General features: G+C 59.0%; 16 protein-coding genes. 10 read left to right on the forward strand and 6 right to left on the reverse strand.

The genetic code is table 11. The annotated features are described in order from the left end of the window. Positions 1 to 15: 15 nt before the first annotated feature. The 5 genes from DHN55_RS06080 to pdxY all read right to left on the reverse strand — a co-directional run bounded on the left by DHN55_RS06080 (position 16) and on the right by pdxY (position 3895). Positions 16 to 303 (reverse strand): DUF1330 domain-containing protein, encoded by a 288-nt coding sequence (locus DHN55_RS06080; protein WP_108880440.1) that lies wholly within the window; start codon positions 301 to 303, stop codon positions 16 to 18. 110 nt (positions 304 to 413) lie between these two features. After that, positions 414 to 1340: a serine/threonine dehydratase gene (locus DHN55_RS06085; RefSeq protein WP_108880441.1), complete on the reverse strand. Its 927-nt coding sequence runs from the start codon at positions 1338 to 1340 to the stop codon at positions 414 to 416. A 30-nt stretch (positions 1341 to 1370) separates the two neighbouring features. Further along, the gene (locus DHN55_RS06090; RefSeq protein ID WP_108880442.1) at positions 1371 to 2288 is read right to left on the reverse strand and encodes a tetrahydrofolate dehydrogenase/cyclohydrolase catalytic domain-containing protein; all 918 of its coding nucleotides are present in this window, start codon (positions 2286 to 2288) and stop codon (positions 1371 to 1373) included. 76 nt (positions 2289 to 2364) lie between these two features. Continuing rightward, on the reverse strand, positions 2365 to 3063 hold the full coding sequence (locus DHN55_RS06095; RefSeq protein ID WP_108880443.1) for a DUF429 domain-containing protein: 699 nt from the start codon (positions 3061 to 3063) through the stop codon (positions 2365 to 2367). Beyond that, on the reverse strand, positions 3056 to 3895 hold the full coding sequence (gene pdxY / locus DHN55_RS06100) for a pyridoxal kinase (protein WP_108880444.1): 840 nt from the start codon (positions 3893 to 3895) through the stop codon (positions 3056 to 3058). The genes DHN55_RS06095 and pdxY overlap by 8 nt, the downstream gene beginning before the upstream one ends. Positions 3896 to 4058: 163 nt before the next feature. On the opposite strand from pdxY, the gene DHN55_RS06105 reads away from it, so the two are divergent. The 9 genes from DHN55_RS06105 to DHN55_RS06145 all read left to right on the forward strand — a co-directional run bounded on the left by DHN55_RS06105 (position 4059) and on the right by DHN55_RS06145 (position 11601). Then, on the forward strand, positions 4059 to 4937 hold the full coding sequence (locus DHN55_RS06105; protein WP_108880445.1) for an aldolase/citrate lyase family protein: 879 nt from the start codon (positions 4059 to 4061) through the stop codon (positions 4935 to 4937). A 2-nt stretch (positions 4938 to 4939) separates the two neighbouring features. Further along, positions 4940 to 5989 carry a MaoC/PaaZ C-terminal domain-containing protein gene (locus DHN55_RS06110; RefSeq protein WP_108881742.1) on the forward strand — a complete coding sequence of 350 codons (1050 nt, stop codon included), beginning with the start codon at positions 4940 to 4942 and terminating at the stop codon, positions 5987 to 5989. Between the two features lie 113 nt (positions 5990 to 6102). Beyond that, entirely contained in the window at positions 6103 to 6498 is a 396-nt protein-coding gene (gene sdhC / locus DHN55_RS06115) for a succinate dehydrogenase, cytochrome b556 subunit (RefSeq protein WP_108880446.1), read from the forward strand. A gap of 6 nt (positions 6499 to 6504) precedes the next feature. Further along, positions 6505 to 6885: a succinate dehydrogenase, hydrophobic membrane anchor protein gene (gene sdhD / locus DHN55_RS06120; RefSeq protein ID WP_108880447.1), complete on the forward strand. Its 381-nt coding sequence runs from the start codon at positions 6505 to 6507 to the stop codon at positions 6883 to 6885. A 7-nt stretch (positions 6886 to 6892) separates the two neighbouring features. Then, positions 6893 to 8725 (forward strand): succinate dehydrogenase flavoprotein subunit, encoded by a 1833-nt coding sequence (gene sdhA / locus DHN55_RS06125; RefSeq protein ID WP_108880448.1) that lies wholly within the window; start codon positions 6893 to 6895, stop codon positions 8723 to 8725. Between the two features lie 25 nt (positions 8726 to 8750). Beyond that, positions 8751 to 9530, forward strand: a complete 780-nt coding sequence (locus DHN55_RS06130) for a succinate dehydrogenase iron-sulfur subunit (protein ID WP_108880449.1) — start codon at positions 8751 to 8753, stop codon at positions 9528 to 9530. Positions 9531 to 9597: 67 nt separating this feature from the next. Beyond that, entirely contained in the window at positions 9598 to 10584 is a 987-nt protein-coding gene (locus DHN55_RS06135; RefSeq protein WP_108880450.1) for a lysozyme inhibitor LprI family protein, read from the forward strand. A gap of 111 nt (positions 10585 to 10695) precedes the next feature. Next, on the forward strand, positions 10696 to 11124 hold the full coding sequence (locus DHN55_RS06140; protein WP_108880451.1) for a hypothetical protein: 429 nt from the start codon (positions 10696 to 10698) through the stop codon (positions 11122 to 11124). Between the two features lie 36 nt (positions 11125 to 11160). Beyond that, positions 11161 to 11601, forward strand: a complete 441-nt coding sequence (locus tag DHN55_RS06145) for a hypothetical protein (RefSeq protein WP_337659972.1) — start codon at positions 11161 to 11163, stop codon at positions 11599 to 11601. Between the two features lie 342 nt (positions 11602 to 11943). Here DHN55_RS06145 and DHN55_RS06155 read toward each other — a convergent pair whose 3' ends face one another. Continuing rightward, positions 11944 to 12537 (reverse strand): GNAT family N-acetyltransferase, encoded by a 594-nt coding sequence (locus DHN55_RS06155; protein WP_108880453.1) that lies wholly within the window; start codon positions 12535 to 12537, stop codon positions 11944 to 11946. 255 nt (positions 12538 to 12792) lie between these two features. On the opposite strand from DHN55_RS06155, the gene DHN55_RS06160 reads away from it, so the two are divergent. Further along, complete coding sequence (locus tag DHN55_RS06160; RefSeq protein ID WP_108881744.1) at positions 12793 to 14292, forward strand: CoA-acylating methylmalonate-semialdehyde dehydrogenase; 1500 nt, start codon at positions 12793 to 12795, stop codon at positions 14290 to 14292. Positions 14293 to 14442: the final 150 nt, after the last annotated feature.

Here is a 14442-nt window from a genome sequence, read left to right on the forward strand (position 1 = left end):
CGGAGCGTTTTCGCCTTAAAGTCCTTCGACAATGACGAACTGGCCGTTGGCCGCGCCGGCGCGTTGCTGGCGTGCTGCGGTATATTCCGGCGAGTTGTAGAAGGTGCGTGCGGCATCCATGTCGGGAAACTGCAGGATAACAACCCGGCGGCTTTCGTCGTCGCCCTCGACGGTTTCAACCGCGCCACCGCGGGCAAGATAGGTGCCGCCGTACTTGGCAATCGCGGCAGGCGCCGCGGCCTTGTAGTTTTCATACTGGTCGGCATTGGTTACATCGATGCGCGCGATGATATAGGCAGCCATCTGGACGTCTCCTCTTTGGGTAAAACCGGGTCGCGTGAATTTCTCTGGAGCAACTTTGACAGCGATCAGTTTTATGATTTTTGATTGGTTTAATCAAAAACCATACTGATCTAAACGGCGAACTTCGCAGGATCAACATTTGCGCCGCATATCACGGCACAGATTTTTTCATTGTCTTTCGGTCTGTAAATTCCGCCCAGCAAGGCAGCCAGCACCGTTGCGCCGCCGGGTTCGGTCATGATGCGGTGATTGTGCCAAAGCCACATCTGGGCAGCTGCAATAGCTTCATCGGACACCAGCAGGCTGTCATCGACATGAACCTGCGCGATGTCAAAAGCCATGGCGCCGATCTCCGATGCGCCGAGCGAATCGGCAGCGATACCCGAAACGTCGACCCTGGCAGGCGCGCCTGCTGCACGTGCGGCATGCAGGGCAGTGCAGGTTTCCGGCTCGACGGAGATGATGTTGGCGCGCTCGCCATACCAGGCAGCAATGCCGCCGATCAGGCCGCCACCGCCCACGGCGACGAGAACCGTATCGAGACCGGGGCACTGGTCTTCCAGTTCAAGGCCGAGCGTGCCCTGGCCGGCAAGGGTCGGTTCGGCGTTGTAGGCATGAACCGAGACCGCACCGGTGCGGGCGATGTGGGCTTCACACAAGGCAAGCGCTTCTGCGTAGTTTGCGCCTTCCTGTATGACTTCAGCGCCATAGGACTTTATCCGGGCGACCTTGGCCGGCGCAGATATCGAGGGCACGAAGATGTGTGCCTCAAGTCCCAGGGCCTGGGCCACATAGGCAACCGCAGCCCCGTGATTACCACCGGAGGCTGCGGCAACACCTGCGGTTTTCGCCGCATCATTGCCGATCAGCGAATTGAATGCGCCGCGCGTCTTGAACGAACCGGAATACTGAAAGCATTCGAGTTTCAGGATGACCGGCTGTTCGATGTCCGGCAGTGCAACCTGCATGACAGGTGTGCGGCAGATGCGCGATGCAATGCGTGCGTAGGCGAGCTCAATGTCTTTTTGGGTGATCATGTTCTGTGTGCGATTGGATGAGGAGGATTGCTATAGCGTGGAGAAGCCGGTGTCATAGTGGCTCTTTTGTGCGCGCGCGGCAACCAGTGCATTGCGCATCAGGATTGCAACCGTGACAGGGCCGACACCGCCGGGAACGGGCGTGATCCAGCCGGCTGTTTCAAGGCAGGCATCGAAGTCCACATCGCCAACAGTTTTGATTTCACCGTCCACCTCAACCTGGTTGATGCCGATGTCTATGAGCGCGGCTCCCGGTTTGATCATGTCCGCGGTCACCAGCTTCGGCTTGCCGACAGCTACAAACACCGCGTCGGCGCGCCGTGCATGCATGGCCACCGAACGGGTCATGTGATGGCACACGGTGACGGTGGCACCTTCGGCCATCAACAGGAACGCGATCGGCTTGCCGACAATTTCCGAATGGCCGATGACAACCGCTTCAAGGCCTTCCAGTTTCAAACCGGTGCGGCGCAGCAGTTCAACCGACGCCATGGCGGTGCACGGACCCAGCGACAGATCGCGATACACGATATTGCCGATGGAGGCGGGGTGCATGCCTTCAACGTCTTTCATGGGATGGATGGCGGTCTGCAGGGCGCGCATGTTGAAGTGTTCCGGTACCGGGCGCTGCAGGATGAGGCCGGTTATGCGCGGGTCGGTATTGCAGGCATTGATCGCTGCAGTGATTTCCTCAGCGCTGATCGAAGCGGAAAAGTTGCGTTCCTCGAACTGGATGCCGGCGCGTTCCGCGACCCGGGCCTGGTTGCGTACATAAAGTGCCGCTTCCGGCACGTCGCCGATGGTCATGGACACCAGCTTGACCGGCCAGCCGGCAGAGGCCAGCTCGCTGACACCTGAGCTGACTTCGCTCAGGATTTCATCTGCTACAGGCTTGCCGCGCAGGACATTGTGCGGGGCGGGAGTGGCGGTTGCGGCTAAGGCAGTCATGAAGGTTCCTGTCAGAATGGGGCGTACTGAATACAGACATTAGGTGTTTGGTGTACATGCTTCTTGCTCATGAGCGTCATGCATTGATCTCCATGCGAAGACCGCGGGCATCCAGCTCGGGTATGGCAGGAAAAACAATGTTATGACCACTGGCGATACGGCATGCCGACCATGCGCAGGCGCAGGCATCGAGAATGTCGTCGTCTGCGGCCTGTGACTTCTTCCACTGCGGGTGCTGCAGCCTGGCCAGGGGAAATCCGCCGGCCATCAGCAGCGCGCGGCGAAGCGCAGCGCCGTCAGCGGTTTTCTTGGCGTGCTGTACTGCGTACCCGTTATTCATGGCGCAAAACGCCACTTCAGGATGGATTTCGAACACCCGGGACTGCGATTGCGGTGTGATGGCTGCATCGACCTCACGCATTTTGGGGAACAGCATGAATGCCTGCTTGGGGAACTTCCGGCCCAGTATCCGGGTGTTGATTTCGCAGGCGTCGCGGTAATCATCGGTCATGACGGCATCGCGGCAGGGGACCGGAAAGACCGATGATCGGCGTGGACCGATATACCGGCGCGCCAGAGCCTCGCAGGACCGCGTTCTGTCGGAAGGAAAACCGATCGGCATGTCCACGCCGATGTGAGTGGCGTCAGTGTCCAGTGCAGTGCGAATGTCCGGAATGATGCTGGCGCGCGGTGTTGCATCGGCCTTGCCGGACCACGACACCATCACCCACCCCGCCTTGCAGCCATCCAGTCCAACGAACAAATTCTCAGGCATTGGTGGAGCGCACCGAGGTTATGTTGCCGGTGTGAGGCGGCTGGTCGATCAGGTCGTTCCAGGCGGCGAGGTCAAGCTCGTCGCCTGCAGACAGCGCCGTGGCTTCAACGACCCGGAATGCAGTGTTGCCGGCATGCAGCAGTGCATCCCTGGGCGACGATTTGAGAATCCGGGCCGCGAATATGCCGGCAAACAGGTCGCCGGTGCCGTGTGGCGGGTCGGGAAAGGCGAGAGTTTCATGCAAGGTTGCAGACCCGGCCTCGACCAGCAGATTGCCGATGCCGAGCGTGTCCGGGAAGGCCGATGTCACGATAGCCGTGTCGGCCCCGAGGGAGCGTGCCGCATGCACCATAGAGGTGTTGTCGCTGCTTTTGTCACCGGTCAGCACATCAAGTTCAAACCGGTTCGGCATGGCGATGTCGGCAAGCGGCAGAAGATGCGTCTTGATCGCTGCGATAACCTCGTCCGCTACATATGTGCCGTATGAATCAGCACACACCGGATCGACGAGGACCTGAAACTGCTGGCGGGCATCCTGCAGGCGCTTGATGAAATCGGCCGTTGCCGTAACCTGGTCCGCGTCACGGAAATACCCGGTCATCACCAGGTCGATCTCACGGCGCCACTCCGACCGTTCAAAGCTTGCCAGCATATCGGTGACGGCCTGGGCCGGGGTGATCATGCCCGATGGTTTGCCATGACCTGGGTGATGCGCCCAGGTGACGGTGGGCACTTCCCAAACATCTACGCCTAAACGGCGCGCGGCAAAGGCGGACGCCGTGTTGCCGATATAACCGCGTGAAATGCGCGAGGAGATGGAGACGATGGCCATGGGGTTTGTGCGGTTTCAAACGGTGTCGGGAAACTTGTGAGCTGTCAGTATGTCCGAATGGTTGCAGGGTGGCTAGATGGCTTTGATCAATCCACCCTTGTTATTGTGCGCTGCAATATATTATGAACGGCGCACATGGAGATTGTGCAGGGGAATAGCTTACATGACTGTCAGGCCGCGCCGCAGTGTTTTGTATATGCCGGGGTCCAATACCCGCGCGCTGGAAAAGGCAAAGACGCTTGCCGCCGATACGCTGATCCTTGACCTGGAAGATGCGGTTGCGCCGTCGGCCAAGGCTGAAGCGCGCGGCTTCGTGTGTGAGGCGGTGAAGGTGGGCGGCTATGGCAGGCGCGAACTGGTCATCCGTATCAATTCGCTGACATCCGAATGGGGCCTGGATGATCTGTCAGCCGCTGTGCAGGCTGGCCCGGATGCCATCCTGGTGCCGAAAGTTTCCACACCGTTTGATATAGCAACCGTCGACAAGGCAATGGCGGATGCGCCGGAAACGCTATCCATCTGGGCCATGATGGAAACACCGCTGGCCATGCTGAACGCGCGCGAAATCGCATCTGCGACGTCTGAATATGCCCGCTTTGAGTGCATGGTGATGGGCACCAATGACCTCGCCAAGGAAACCGGCGCTGGCCTGGGCGGCGATCGGGTTGCCATGCTGCCATGGCTGATGACCTGCGTGGCGGCAGCGCGCGCCTATGGCCTGGTGATTGTCGACGGCGTCTACAACGATTTCAGGAATGATGAAGGCTGTGCCAGCGAATGCGAGCAGGGCCGCCTGATCGGCATGGACGGCAAGACACTGATCCACCCGGGCCAGATCGCGCCGGCCAATGCGGCCTTTGCGCCATCGCCGGAGCAGATAGCAGCGGCCAATGACATCATTGCGGCGTTTGCCCTGCCGGAGAATGCCGGCCTTGGCGCCATCAATCTCAATGGCCGGATGGTCGAACTGTTACATTGTGACATCGCGAAAAAGACGGTTGCCATGAGCGAGGCGATCTCGGCACTGGAGGCAGCATCATGAGCATGGCATCGGCCAAAACCACGTCTGGTAACTTCTTTGAGGATTTTTCCGTCGGCCAGGTCATCCGGCATGCGGTCCCGCGTACGGTGGGCGAGGGCGAACGCGCGCTTTATACCGGGCTGTACGGCATGCGCTGCGCCGTGCAGTCGTCGGATGCCTTCGCCAGGGCAATCGGGTATGCCGAAGCCCCGCTGGACGACATGCTGGTGTTCCATATTGTATTCGGCAAGACCGTGCCGGATATTTCCCTCAATGCCGTCGCCAATCTGGGATATGCCGATTGCCGCTTTCTGAAACCGGTGTTTGCAGGAGACACGCTGCATTCGCAGTCCGAGGTCATCGGCGTGAAGCAGAATTCAAACGGCAAGACCGGCGTGGTCTATGTGCGTTCGACGGGGACGAACCAGAACGGTGAACCGGTGCTGGAGTTTGTGCGCTGGGTCATGGTGCGCAAGCGTGATGCGGCATCGAACGCGCCTGATCCGGTCGTGCCGGAATTGCCGGACCATGTATCGCCCACCGATCTGGGTTCAGCGTGTCCGGTGATTGATCCGGCACTGTGGGATGCCGGTCTTTCCGGTTCGGCGCATTTCTGGGACGATTATGAAACCGGTGAGCGCATTGATCATGTCGACGGCATGACGGTGGAAGAAGCCGAACACATGCTGGCAACAAGGCTCTATCAGAACACCGCGAAAGTGCATTTCAACCAGTTCACCGAGGGCCAGGGCCGGTTTGGCCGCAGGCTGATCTATGGCGGGCATGTGATTTCGCTGGCCCGTGCGCTGTCGTTCAACGGCTTGGCCAACGCGTTCCATATTGCAGCCATCAACGGCGGTGCGCACGTGGCACCATTGTTTGCCGGTGAAACGGTTTTCAGCTGGTCCGAGGTGCGCGACACCGCAAGACTGGACGGCCGCGATGATGTCGCCGCCCTGCGCTTGCGCACTGTCGCGACCAAGGATGCACCGTGCAGTTCATACCCGGAAACCGGCGACGACGGCGTTATTCTTGATCTCGATTACTGGGCGCTGATGCCGGTCAGATCATAATGGGATGCGCCGACACGGAGCGAAATTAAACCAACAGCGCATTGCATGCGTTACGCTGCACATAGTATGACAGGGACGATCCTGCCCAGACGACATCATCAGGGACATTTCGAATGGCGAATTCACCAATGAAAGAGCGGCCGCTCTCTCCGCATCTGAGTATCTACAAACCGATGCTCACCATGATGATGTCGATTGTGCATCGTATCACCGGGGCGGGCTTGTATTTCGGCATGGCACTGTTCGTGTGGTGGTTGTTTTCGGCGGCGCATTCACAAAGCTATTTTGACTTTGTGCAAGGCTTCATCGGCTCGTGGTTCGGGCGCCTGGTACTGTTCGGTTTCACGTGGGCGCTGGTGCACCATGCACTTGGCGGGCTTCGGCATCTGCTCTGGGATACCGGGCGCGGCTTCGACCTGGAAAAAATAGAATGGATGGCGCGGGCAACCATTGCCGGCTCGGTCACCCTGACGCTGCTGATCTGGATTGCAGCCTATGCGGCGAGGTAACAAGACATGAGCATGAGAACACCATTGGGCAAAGTGCGCGGGCTGGGATCGGCCAAGTCCGGCACGGAGCATTTCTGGCAGCAGCGGCTGACCGCAATTGCCAATATTCCGCTGGTGATCTTCCTGGCCTGGTTCTGCGTTTCCAAGGTGGGTGCTGATCGTGCGGAAATGGCGCAGGCGCTGTCCAACCCGCTGGTCGCGCTGATGCTGGTGTTCACCATTATCTCGATCACCTGGCACATGCGGCTCGGCATGCAGGTGGTCATTGAAGATTATGTGCATGGCGAGGGCAGCAAGCTGATCTGCCTGCTCGGCAATACGTTCTTCTCGCTGGCGGTGGCCCTGACCGGCCTGTTCGCCGTACTCAAGATTTCCTTCGGAGGCTGACCGGCACATGGCTGCGACGAACGCATACGAGTTTACCGATCACCAGTTTGACGTGGTTGTCGTCGGCGCCGGCGGCGCCGGTCTTCGCGCCACGCTTGGCATGGCCGAGCAGGGCCTCAGGACGGCCTGTATCTCCAAGGTGTTCCCGACCCGGTCGCATACGGTGGCGGCGCAGGGCGGCATTGCCGCCAGCCTGCACAATATGGGGCCCGACCACTGGCAGTGGCACATGTATGACACGGTGAAAGGATCCGACTGGCTGGGTGACACCGACGCCATGGAATACCTGGCACGCGAGGCACCGGCGGCGGTTTATGAACTTGAGCACTATGGCGTGCCGTTCAGCCGGACCGAAGAGGGCAAGATCTACCAGCGCCCGTTCGGCGGGCACATGCAGAATTTTGGGGACGGTCCGCCGGTGCAACGTACCTGCGCTGCGGCTGACCGGACCGGGCATGCCATCCTGCACACGCTTTACGGGCAAAGCCTGAAACACCATGCGGAATTCTTCATCGAGTATTTCGCCATCGACCTGATCATGTCCGACGACAGTGTCTGCACCGGCGTGGTGGCGTGGAACCTGGAAGACGGCACCATGCACCGGTTTGCCGCCAAGATGGTGGTGCTGGCGACAGGCGGCTATGGCCGCTCGTACTTTTCCGCGACATCCGCCCATACCTGTACCGGCGACGGCAACGGCATGGCGGCGCGGGCCGGTCTGCCGCTGCAGGACATGGAGTTCGTGCAGTTCCATCCGACCGGGATTTACGGTGCCGGCTGCCTGATCACCGAGGGCGCGCGCGGCGAGGGCGGTTACCTGACCAATTCCGAGGGCGAGCGTTTCATGGAGCGTTATGCACCCAACGCCAAGGACCTTGCATCGCGTGATGTGGTGTCGCGCTGCATGACCATGGAAATTCGCGATGGCCGCGGGGTCGGCAAGGACAAGGACCATATCCACCTGCACCTGGACCATCTTGATCCGGCTGTTCTGCACGAGCGTCTGCCCGGTATTTCCGAGAGCGCCAAGATTTTTGCCGGCGTCGACCTGACCCGTGAACCGATCCCGGTTCTGCCGACGGTGCACTACAATATGGGCGGTATTCCTACCAACTACTGGGGCGAGGTTCTCAACCCTACCAAGAAGGATCCCGACGCTATCCAGCCGGGCCTGATGGCGGTAGGTGAGGCTGGATGTGCATCGGTGCACGGCGCCAACCGACTGGGGTCAAATTCGCTTATCGACCTGGTGGTGTTCGGCCGTGCAGCTGCGATACGGGCCGGCAAGGTGGTCGACCGTGACGAACCTGTACCGGCCATCAATGAAGCCGGTGTCGACAAGATCATGGGCCGGTTTGATCGCCTTCGTCAGGCGTCGGGTGCGGTGCCGACGGCAAACCTGCGTCTTGAAATGCAGCGCGCCATGCAGGAAGACGCGGCTGTTTTCCGAACCCAGGACACGCTGGCACAAGGCTGCAAGCGGCTTGATGCGGCATGGAAGAAGATGTCCGACCTGAAGGTGACCGACAGATCAATGATCTGGAATTCAGACCTGGTGGAAACGCTGGAACTGGAAAACCTGATGGCAAGCGCCATCACCACCGTTTATTCCGCCGAAGCGCGCAAGGAAAGCCGTGGCGCGCATGCGCGCGAGGATTACAAGGCAGGCCCCTATGACGGGCGTGACGACAAGAACTGGCGCAAGCACACGCTGTCGTGGGTTGATGACAAGGGCAAGGTCAAGCTGGATTATCGTCCGGTGCACACCGAGCCCCTGACGACACCGGCCGAAGGCGGTATCGACCCGAAGAAAATCGCGCCAAAAGCGCGGGTTTACTAGGTCACAGGGTACGGGACAGGAAAACATGGTTGAACTGACACTTCCAAAAAACTCCCAGGTCGGCGAAGGCAAAGTGTGGCCGAAGCCTGATGGTGCAAACCGTACCCGCGAGTTCAAGGTGTATCGCTGGAGCCCGGATGACGACTCCAACCCGCAGGTTGATACCTATACGATTGACCTGGACGATTGCGGGCCGATGGTCCTCGACGCGCTGATCAAGATCAAGAACGAGATTGATCCGACGCTGACCTTCCGGCGCTCGTGCCGGGAAGGCATTTGCGGATCATGTGCCATGAACATTGACGGCACCAACACGCTGGCCTGCACCCGTGGCATTGATGAAGTGGACGGTGACGTTCGGGTTTATCCGCTGCCGCACATGCCGGTGGTCAAGGACCTGGTGCCGGACCTGTCACGGTTTTATGCGCAGCACCGCTCGATCGAACCGTGGCTCAAGACCGAAACGCCTGAGCCCAGGACCGAATGGAAGCAGTCGCACCAGGACCGTGAAAAGCTCGATGGCCTGTACGAGTGCATTCTGTGCGCGTGCTGTTCGACGTCGTGCCCGTCCTACTGGTGGAATGGCGATCGCTATCTCGGGCCTGCCATCCTGCTGCAGGCGTACCGCTGGCTGATTGATTCACGTGACGAGGCGACCGGTGAGCGGCTTGATGATCTGGAAGACCCATTCCGGTTGTACAGGTGCCACACCATCATGAACTGCTCCAAGGCCTGCCCGAAGGGTTTGAACCCGGCAAAGGCCATTGCGGAGATCAAGAAAATGATGGTCGAGCGCCGGGTGTAGACATTTCCGGTTTTGCTGAAACTGCGGTAGATTGACGGCTTCACTGGTTTGCTGGAGTGTGCCGGAAATGCGATGCCTCTCAAGTCTTTTTCTGTCCCTGTTGATAGTGGCATCATCGCCTGCACAGGCATTTGATTGCGCCAAGGCAAGTACCGAGACAGAAAAACTGATCTGTTCCGACGATGGCCTCAAGCAGGCAGACGATGATCTTGGCCGGGCGTGGCGCAAGGCACGCGGGCTGGTCGGCGAGGCGGAGTTCAAGCTGCTGCGGCAGAACCAGCGGGCCTGGCTGAAGACCCGCGACGCACGCTGCGGGTACGGCAGTGATGCGGAACGGATTGCCTGTCTGGCGCAGCAAACCACACAGCGCACATTGATCATTGCGGCGAAAGCGAAGACCGGGCCGGGATCCGATGCCGCCATGGTGCCGTTCGCCAGGGCCCAGGCAGGATCAAAGACGGCCTATGAGGTTGAAATCGCCGGGGTGCGGTTTGCCACTCCCGCCGAAGCCGGGAAAGCGTCATTCAACAAGGTGGTGGATGATCTGGTCAGCCAGGCGCCGTTCACCGAAAAGATCGATTTCGAGACGGCAGGTCAGCTCAGCTACAATCAATCCATCACCCTGGAATATGCCGCGCCCAACCTGGTGTCGGCGCTGGTGCAGACATGGCGCTATGACGGCGGCGCGCACGGCAATTATGTCTTTTCCTCCATTAATGTCAGTCCCGACACCGGCGAGCTGACCTATGACAGGCTGTTTTCACCGGACGCGAAGGCGAAGCTCGCTGATGTGTGCGAAAACCGGCTTTACGGCCATGACACGGACAAGGCTGTCGGCAAGGCGCAACTCAAGGAGATGTTTTTTCCTGAGCATGAGAAGACCGTTCTCACGGCGATTGGCAATCTGTCTGCGTGGACCTTCAGGGCAGACGGGGCCAGGGTGCATTTTTCACCTTATGAACTGGCGCCTTATGCCGCCGGCAGCTTTGAATGCCGGCTACCGCTGGCCGTGTTGCGCAAGCTGTCCAAAGCCGCGCAACACCTGCCGCAATGATGAAAACGGGCATGGTTAACTGAATGTCAATCTGGTTGCTGCAATTTTACCCAACAGGAGTTCAACGCGACTCGGGATTGATGCAGTCAGTCAGTCAAGGACACGAAACCCATGCAAAATGCCGCTTTATCCGTAGATACAGCCAAGCCGACACCGCCTGTGACGGTGGCCTACCCATCCGCGCAGTGTGAAAACAGCCCCTATTCCAGCATTGTCGGGCGGGGCAGTGTGCCGTTATTGATCGAAGATTGCCTGCTGGCGGAAGTGCCGCGCGACCAGTTGAACCGCGAATGGGAGGCCTGCAAGACGATTTCCGATGTGGATGCGGCCGACTATTGCCGCCGTGCGGCAGGGCGTCTGTCACGCGCTTTTGAAAGCGAAATTGCGTCAGCAGACCTGTCTGATATTGTTGCCAATGCGGCGGTGTTGTTCCTGCTTTCACTGCGCAAGAGCGGTGTTGCCTCACCGGACCAGATTGGTCCCTGCGAGGTGTGTTATGACGGCACGGAAGACGGCGGCCGGGTCAGCGCGGCCGGCTAATTCGCATTTGCCGGCGATCTGTGGTCTTGTCAGGCAATGACTGACGAAAGTATTCCGCAAGAACCGTTCATGGATGCAGTGGAGTTCGGGCACTCGCTCGGACCGGGCATCGGCTTCAACCTGCTGGTCAGCGACACCTCGAAACACCGCGATTTTGCCGTTGCGGTGCTGGGGGCAAAGGTTGTGCATCACAGTGACGATTTTTCGGTGTTCTCGCTGAGCGGGTCGATATGGATGGTGCATGCCGACCATACCTACAAGACCAATGTCCTTTACGGCATTGCCACCCAGGCGCAGGGCCGCGGCGCCGGTGCGGAGCTGAGAGCCTATGGCGTGGATCCGGACAATGCGGAAACGGCCGCGCGCGCCGGCGGATGGACGGTACTGGCCGGCGCCATGGATAAGCCGCACGGGCTGCGCGAGGCGGTTATCCTTGATGACGACGGTTACGCCTGGGTGCCGGGAGTGGCGATTTAGGGGTGGGGTTCATGGAGCGGGTGAAAGCACTGTCGTGCAACTCCGAGCTCTCAGCGTCTAACCAAGATTCAACTCTACGCAATTGAGCTCGTAGTAAACGTATGCCCATGTCAGGCCACCAAAGATTGCCGCAACGGCCGCCACTATCGCCGCGTCTGTTCGGCCAAGTTTTCTCAGTACAAGAGCAAGGACAAGGCCGAGTATTGCAATGCCCCAACTTTCAAAGTCCAGGAAAGTAGAGTGGAGGCATTCTTCAAAAGACATTGAATCTGAATTCATCGCGATCTGGCCGGTTATCAATCCTCATGAGTTAGATAAACGGCAAACTTGGCATGTACCGCCTCACATCGAGCCTGACTTGAGCCATTTATTCCGCAAAAGGGAATTCGTGTAGCAGATGGCCTCGCCATAGACTTCCTCGATGATGGAGGATGGCATCGGCCACGGCAGGCGAACCTCGCCGCAGGCTTCGTCGCCGTCGACGAAGTTCAGGTCGGCATTGTGCTTGTCGGCCAGATGCCGCATGCGACGGTTCGACGACCTGCACCACAGCATGACCGAACTGACGCCGCGATTTTGCAAAGCTGCGATGATGCGGGCAAACAGGGCATCGCCGACGCCCTTGTCCTGCCATTCCGGCACCACGGAAAATGCCGCTTCCGCACGCACCGGCAAACTGTTTGCAAGCAGCTTTATCTCGCCGACACCCAGCAATTCGCCGTCTACGAAGGCGCCGAACACCATATTGCCGTTCGAGAATGCCGAACGCGCATAAATATCAAGAAAACTGTCATGGACGCAGCTGCCGAAGCGCATGGCCCGTGAAGCCGGATCAAGCCGGTCGAAATGGCTTCTGAACAAGTCCTGCTCGCTACTCCAAAGCCTGCGGATTGTAATGGCGGTTGCCGTCTCCAACACGGTGGAATGCATTGTCATGGTATTATCCTTTTCAGCCCCCCGTTTGAAAAACCAAGTCTACTGCAGGATAATGTAGTGTTGCATTGCAGCATGGTGAAGGCCAAAATGCTGCGTTGCAACAAAAAGTGATGACGAAGCCGCCACAATCATAATGCTGCAACGGCACGCAAACTGATGCTTGCCTAAGCCTATCAGGCTGATTAGGTTTCGCCCGGATTGGAACAACAAATTCAAGGGAGCTGTCCGCCGACAGCGGACGGGTATGTGCTGAGTATGGTCAAGGAAATCGGTCACTTCATTGGCGGTAAACTGGTTGCGGGGACATCAGGGCGGTTTGCCGATGTTTTCGACCCGAACACGGGAGAGGTTCAGGCGAAAGTCGCCCTGGCCAGTGAAGCCGAGCTGAAAACGGCTGTTGCAGACGCCAAGGCGGCACAGCCGGCATGGGCGGCGACGAACCCGCAGCGGCGCGCCCGCGTCATGGCAAAGTTTGTCGAACTGGTGAACGCCGAAAAGGAAGAGCTTGCCCAGATGCTGTCTTCCGAACACGGCAAGACCATACCCGACAGCCACGGCGATATTCAGCGCGGCATCGAGGTGTGTGAGTTTGCCACCGGCATTCCGCACCTGCTGAAGGGCGAGTACACCCAGAATGCAGGCCCCGGCATCGACATTTACTCCATGCGTCAGGCGCTCGGCGTCACCGCCGGCATCACACCGTTCAATTTCCCCGCGATGATCCCGATGTGGAAGTTCGCGCCGGCCATCGCATGCGGCAACGCGTTTATCCTGAAACCGTCCGAGCGCGACCCGTCGGTACCGATGCGGCTGGCTGAACTGATGATGGAAGCGGGTCTTCCCGCCGGTATCCTGAACGTGGTCAACGGCGACAAGGCATCGGTTGATGCGATCCTTGACGATGAAGACATTCAGGCCGTCGGGTTTGTCGGCTCAACGGCAATTGCCGAATATGTCTATTCGCGCGGCTGTGCCGCCGGAAAACGGGTGCAGTGCTTCGGCGGTGCGAAAAACCACATGATCATCATGCCGGATGCGGACATGGACCAGGCGGTCGATGCGCTGATCGGTGCCGGTTACGGCTCGGCCGGTGAGCGCTGCATGGCGATTTCCGTCGCGGTTCCGGTGGGTGAAGAAACTGCAAACAGGCTGGTCAGCAAGCTGATGCCGCGGGTTGAGAACCTGCGCATTGGTCCGTCAACCGACCGGGAAGCCGATTACGGGCCCGTGGTCACCGGCCAGGCGCTGGACCGGATTCGCGATTATGTCGAAGTCGGTATCGGTGAAGGTGCAACGCTTGCCGTGGACGGCCGTGACTTCAAGATGCAGGGTTATGAAAACGGCTACTTCATGGGCGGCTGCCTGTTCGACAATGTGACCAAGGACATGCGCATCTACAAGGAAGAGATTTTCGGTCCGGTATTGTCGGTGGTGCGGGCCAAGAATTATGAAGAAGCACTTGATCTGCCGATGAGCCATGAATACGGCAATGGTGTAGCCATCTATACCCGCGACGGCGACGCGGCGCGTGACTTTGCCGACCGCATCAATATCGGCATGGTCGGCGTCAATGTGCCGATCCCGGTGCCGTTGGCCTATTACACGTTCGGCGGCTGGAAAAAGTCATCGTTCGGGGACCTGAACCAGCATGGCCCGGACTCGGTGCGATTTTATACGCGCACCAAGACCGTCACCTCGCGCTGGCCGTCCGGCATCAAGGACGGTGCGGAGTTCTCCATTCCGACCATGAACTAGAGCAGAACTGCTTGAGATTGCAGTTGCCGGTACAACAGCCGCGGACAACAGTTCGCGGCTGTCTTGTTTAAAGCTTTGTTTATCATGTCTTTAATTCAGTACACGCCCGGCGGCTTTGTAGAGCGGGTTGGAGCGAACTTTGTGACGTAT

The sequence above is a fragment of the Anderseniella sp. Alg231-50 genome, assembly GCF_900149695.1.
Classification (GTDB): domain Bacteria; phylum Pseudomonadota; class Alphaproteobacteria; order Rhizobiales; family Aestuariivirgaceae; genus Anderseniella.

Bases quoted from the DNA above. Each gene is read 5' to 3' on its own strand.
- DHN55_RS06080 (WP_108880440.1), bottom strand. From the start codon at position 303: ATGGCTGCCTATATCATCGCGCGCATCGATGTAACCAATGCCGACCAG.
- DHN55_RS06085 (WP_108880441.1), bottom strand. From the start codon at position 1,340: ATGATCACCCAAAAAGACATTGAGCTCGCCTACGCACGCATTGCATCG.
- DHN55_RS06090 (WP_108880442.1), bottom strand. From the start codon at position 2,288: ATGACTGCCTTAGCCGCAACCGCCACTCCCGCCCCGCACAATGTCCTG.
- DHN55_RS06095 (WP_108880443.1), bottom strand. From the start codon at position 3,063: ATGCCTGAGAATTTGTTCGTTGGACTGGATGGCTGCAAGGCGGGGTGG.
- pdxY (WP_108880444.1), bottom strand. From the start codon at position 3,895: ATGGCCATCGTCTCCATCTCCTCGCGCATTTCACGCGGTTATATCGGC.
- DHN55_RS06105 (WP_108880445.1), top strand. From the start codon at position 4,059: ATGACTGTCAGGCCGCGCCGCAGTGTTTTGTATATGCCGGGGTCCAAT.
- DHN55_RS06110 (WP_108881742.1), top strand. From the start codon at position 4,940: ATGGCATCGGCCAAAACCACGTCTGGTAACTTCTTTGAGGATTTTTCC.
- sdhC (WP_108880446.1), top strand. From the start codon at position 6,103: ATGGCGAATTCACCAATGAAAGAGCGGCCGCTCTCTCCGCATCTGAGT.
- sdhD (WP_108880447.1), top strand. From the start codon at position 6,505: ATGAGCATGAGAACACCATTGGGCAAAGTGCGCGGGCTGGGATCGGCC.
- sdhA (WP_108880448.1), top strand. From the start codon at position 6,893: ATGGCTGCGACGAACGCATACGAGTTTACCGATCACCAGTTTGACGTG.
- DHN55_RS06130 (WP_108880449.1), top strand. From the start codon at position 8,751: ATGGTTGAACTGACACTTCCAAAAAACTCCCAGGTCGGCGAAGGCAAA.
- DHN55_RS06135 (WP_108880450.1), top strand. From the start codon at position 9,598: ATGCGATGCCTCTCAAGTCTTTTTCTGTCCCTGTTGATAGTGGCATCA.
- DHN55_RS06140 (WP_108880451.1), top strand. From the start codon at position 10,696: ATGCAAAATGCCGCTTTATCCGTAGATACAGCCAAGCCGACACCGCCT.
- DHN55_RS06145 (WP_337659972.1), top strand. From the start codon at position 11,161: ATGACTGACGAAAGTATTCCGCAAGAACCGTTCATGGATGCAGTGGAG.
- DHN55_RS06155 (WP_108880453.1), bottom strand. From the start codon at position 12,537: ATGACAATGCATTCCACCGTGTTGGAGACGGCAACCGCCATTACAATC.
- DHN55_RS06160 (WP_108881744.1), top strand. From the start codon at position 12,793: ATGGTCAAGGAAATCGGTCACTTCATTGGCGGTAAACTGGTTGCGGGG.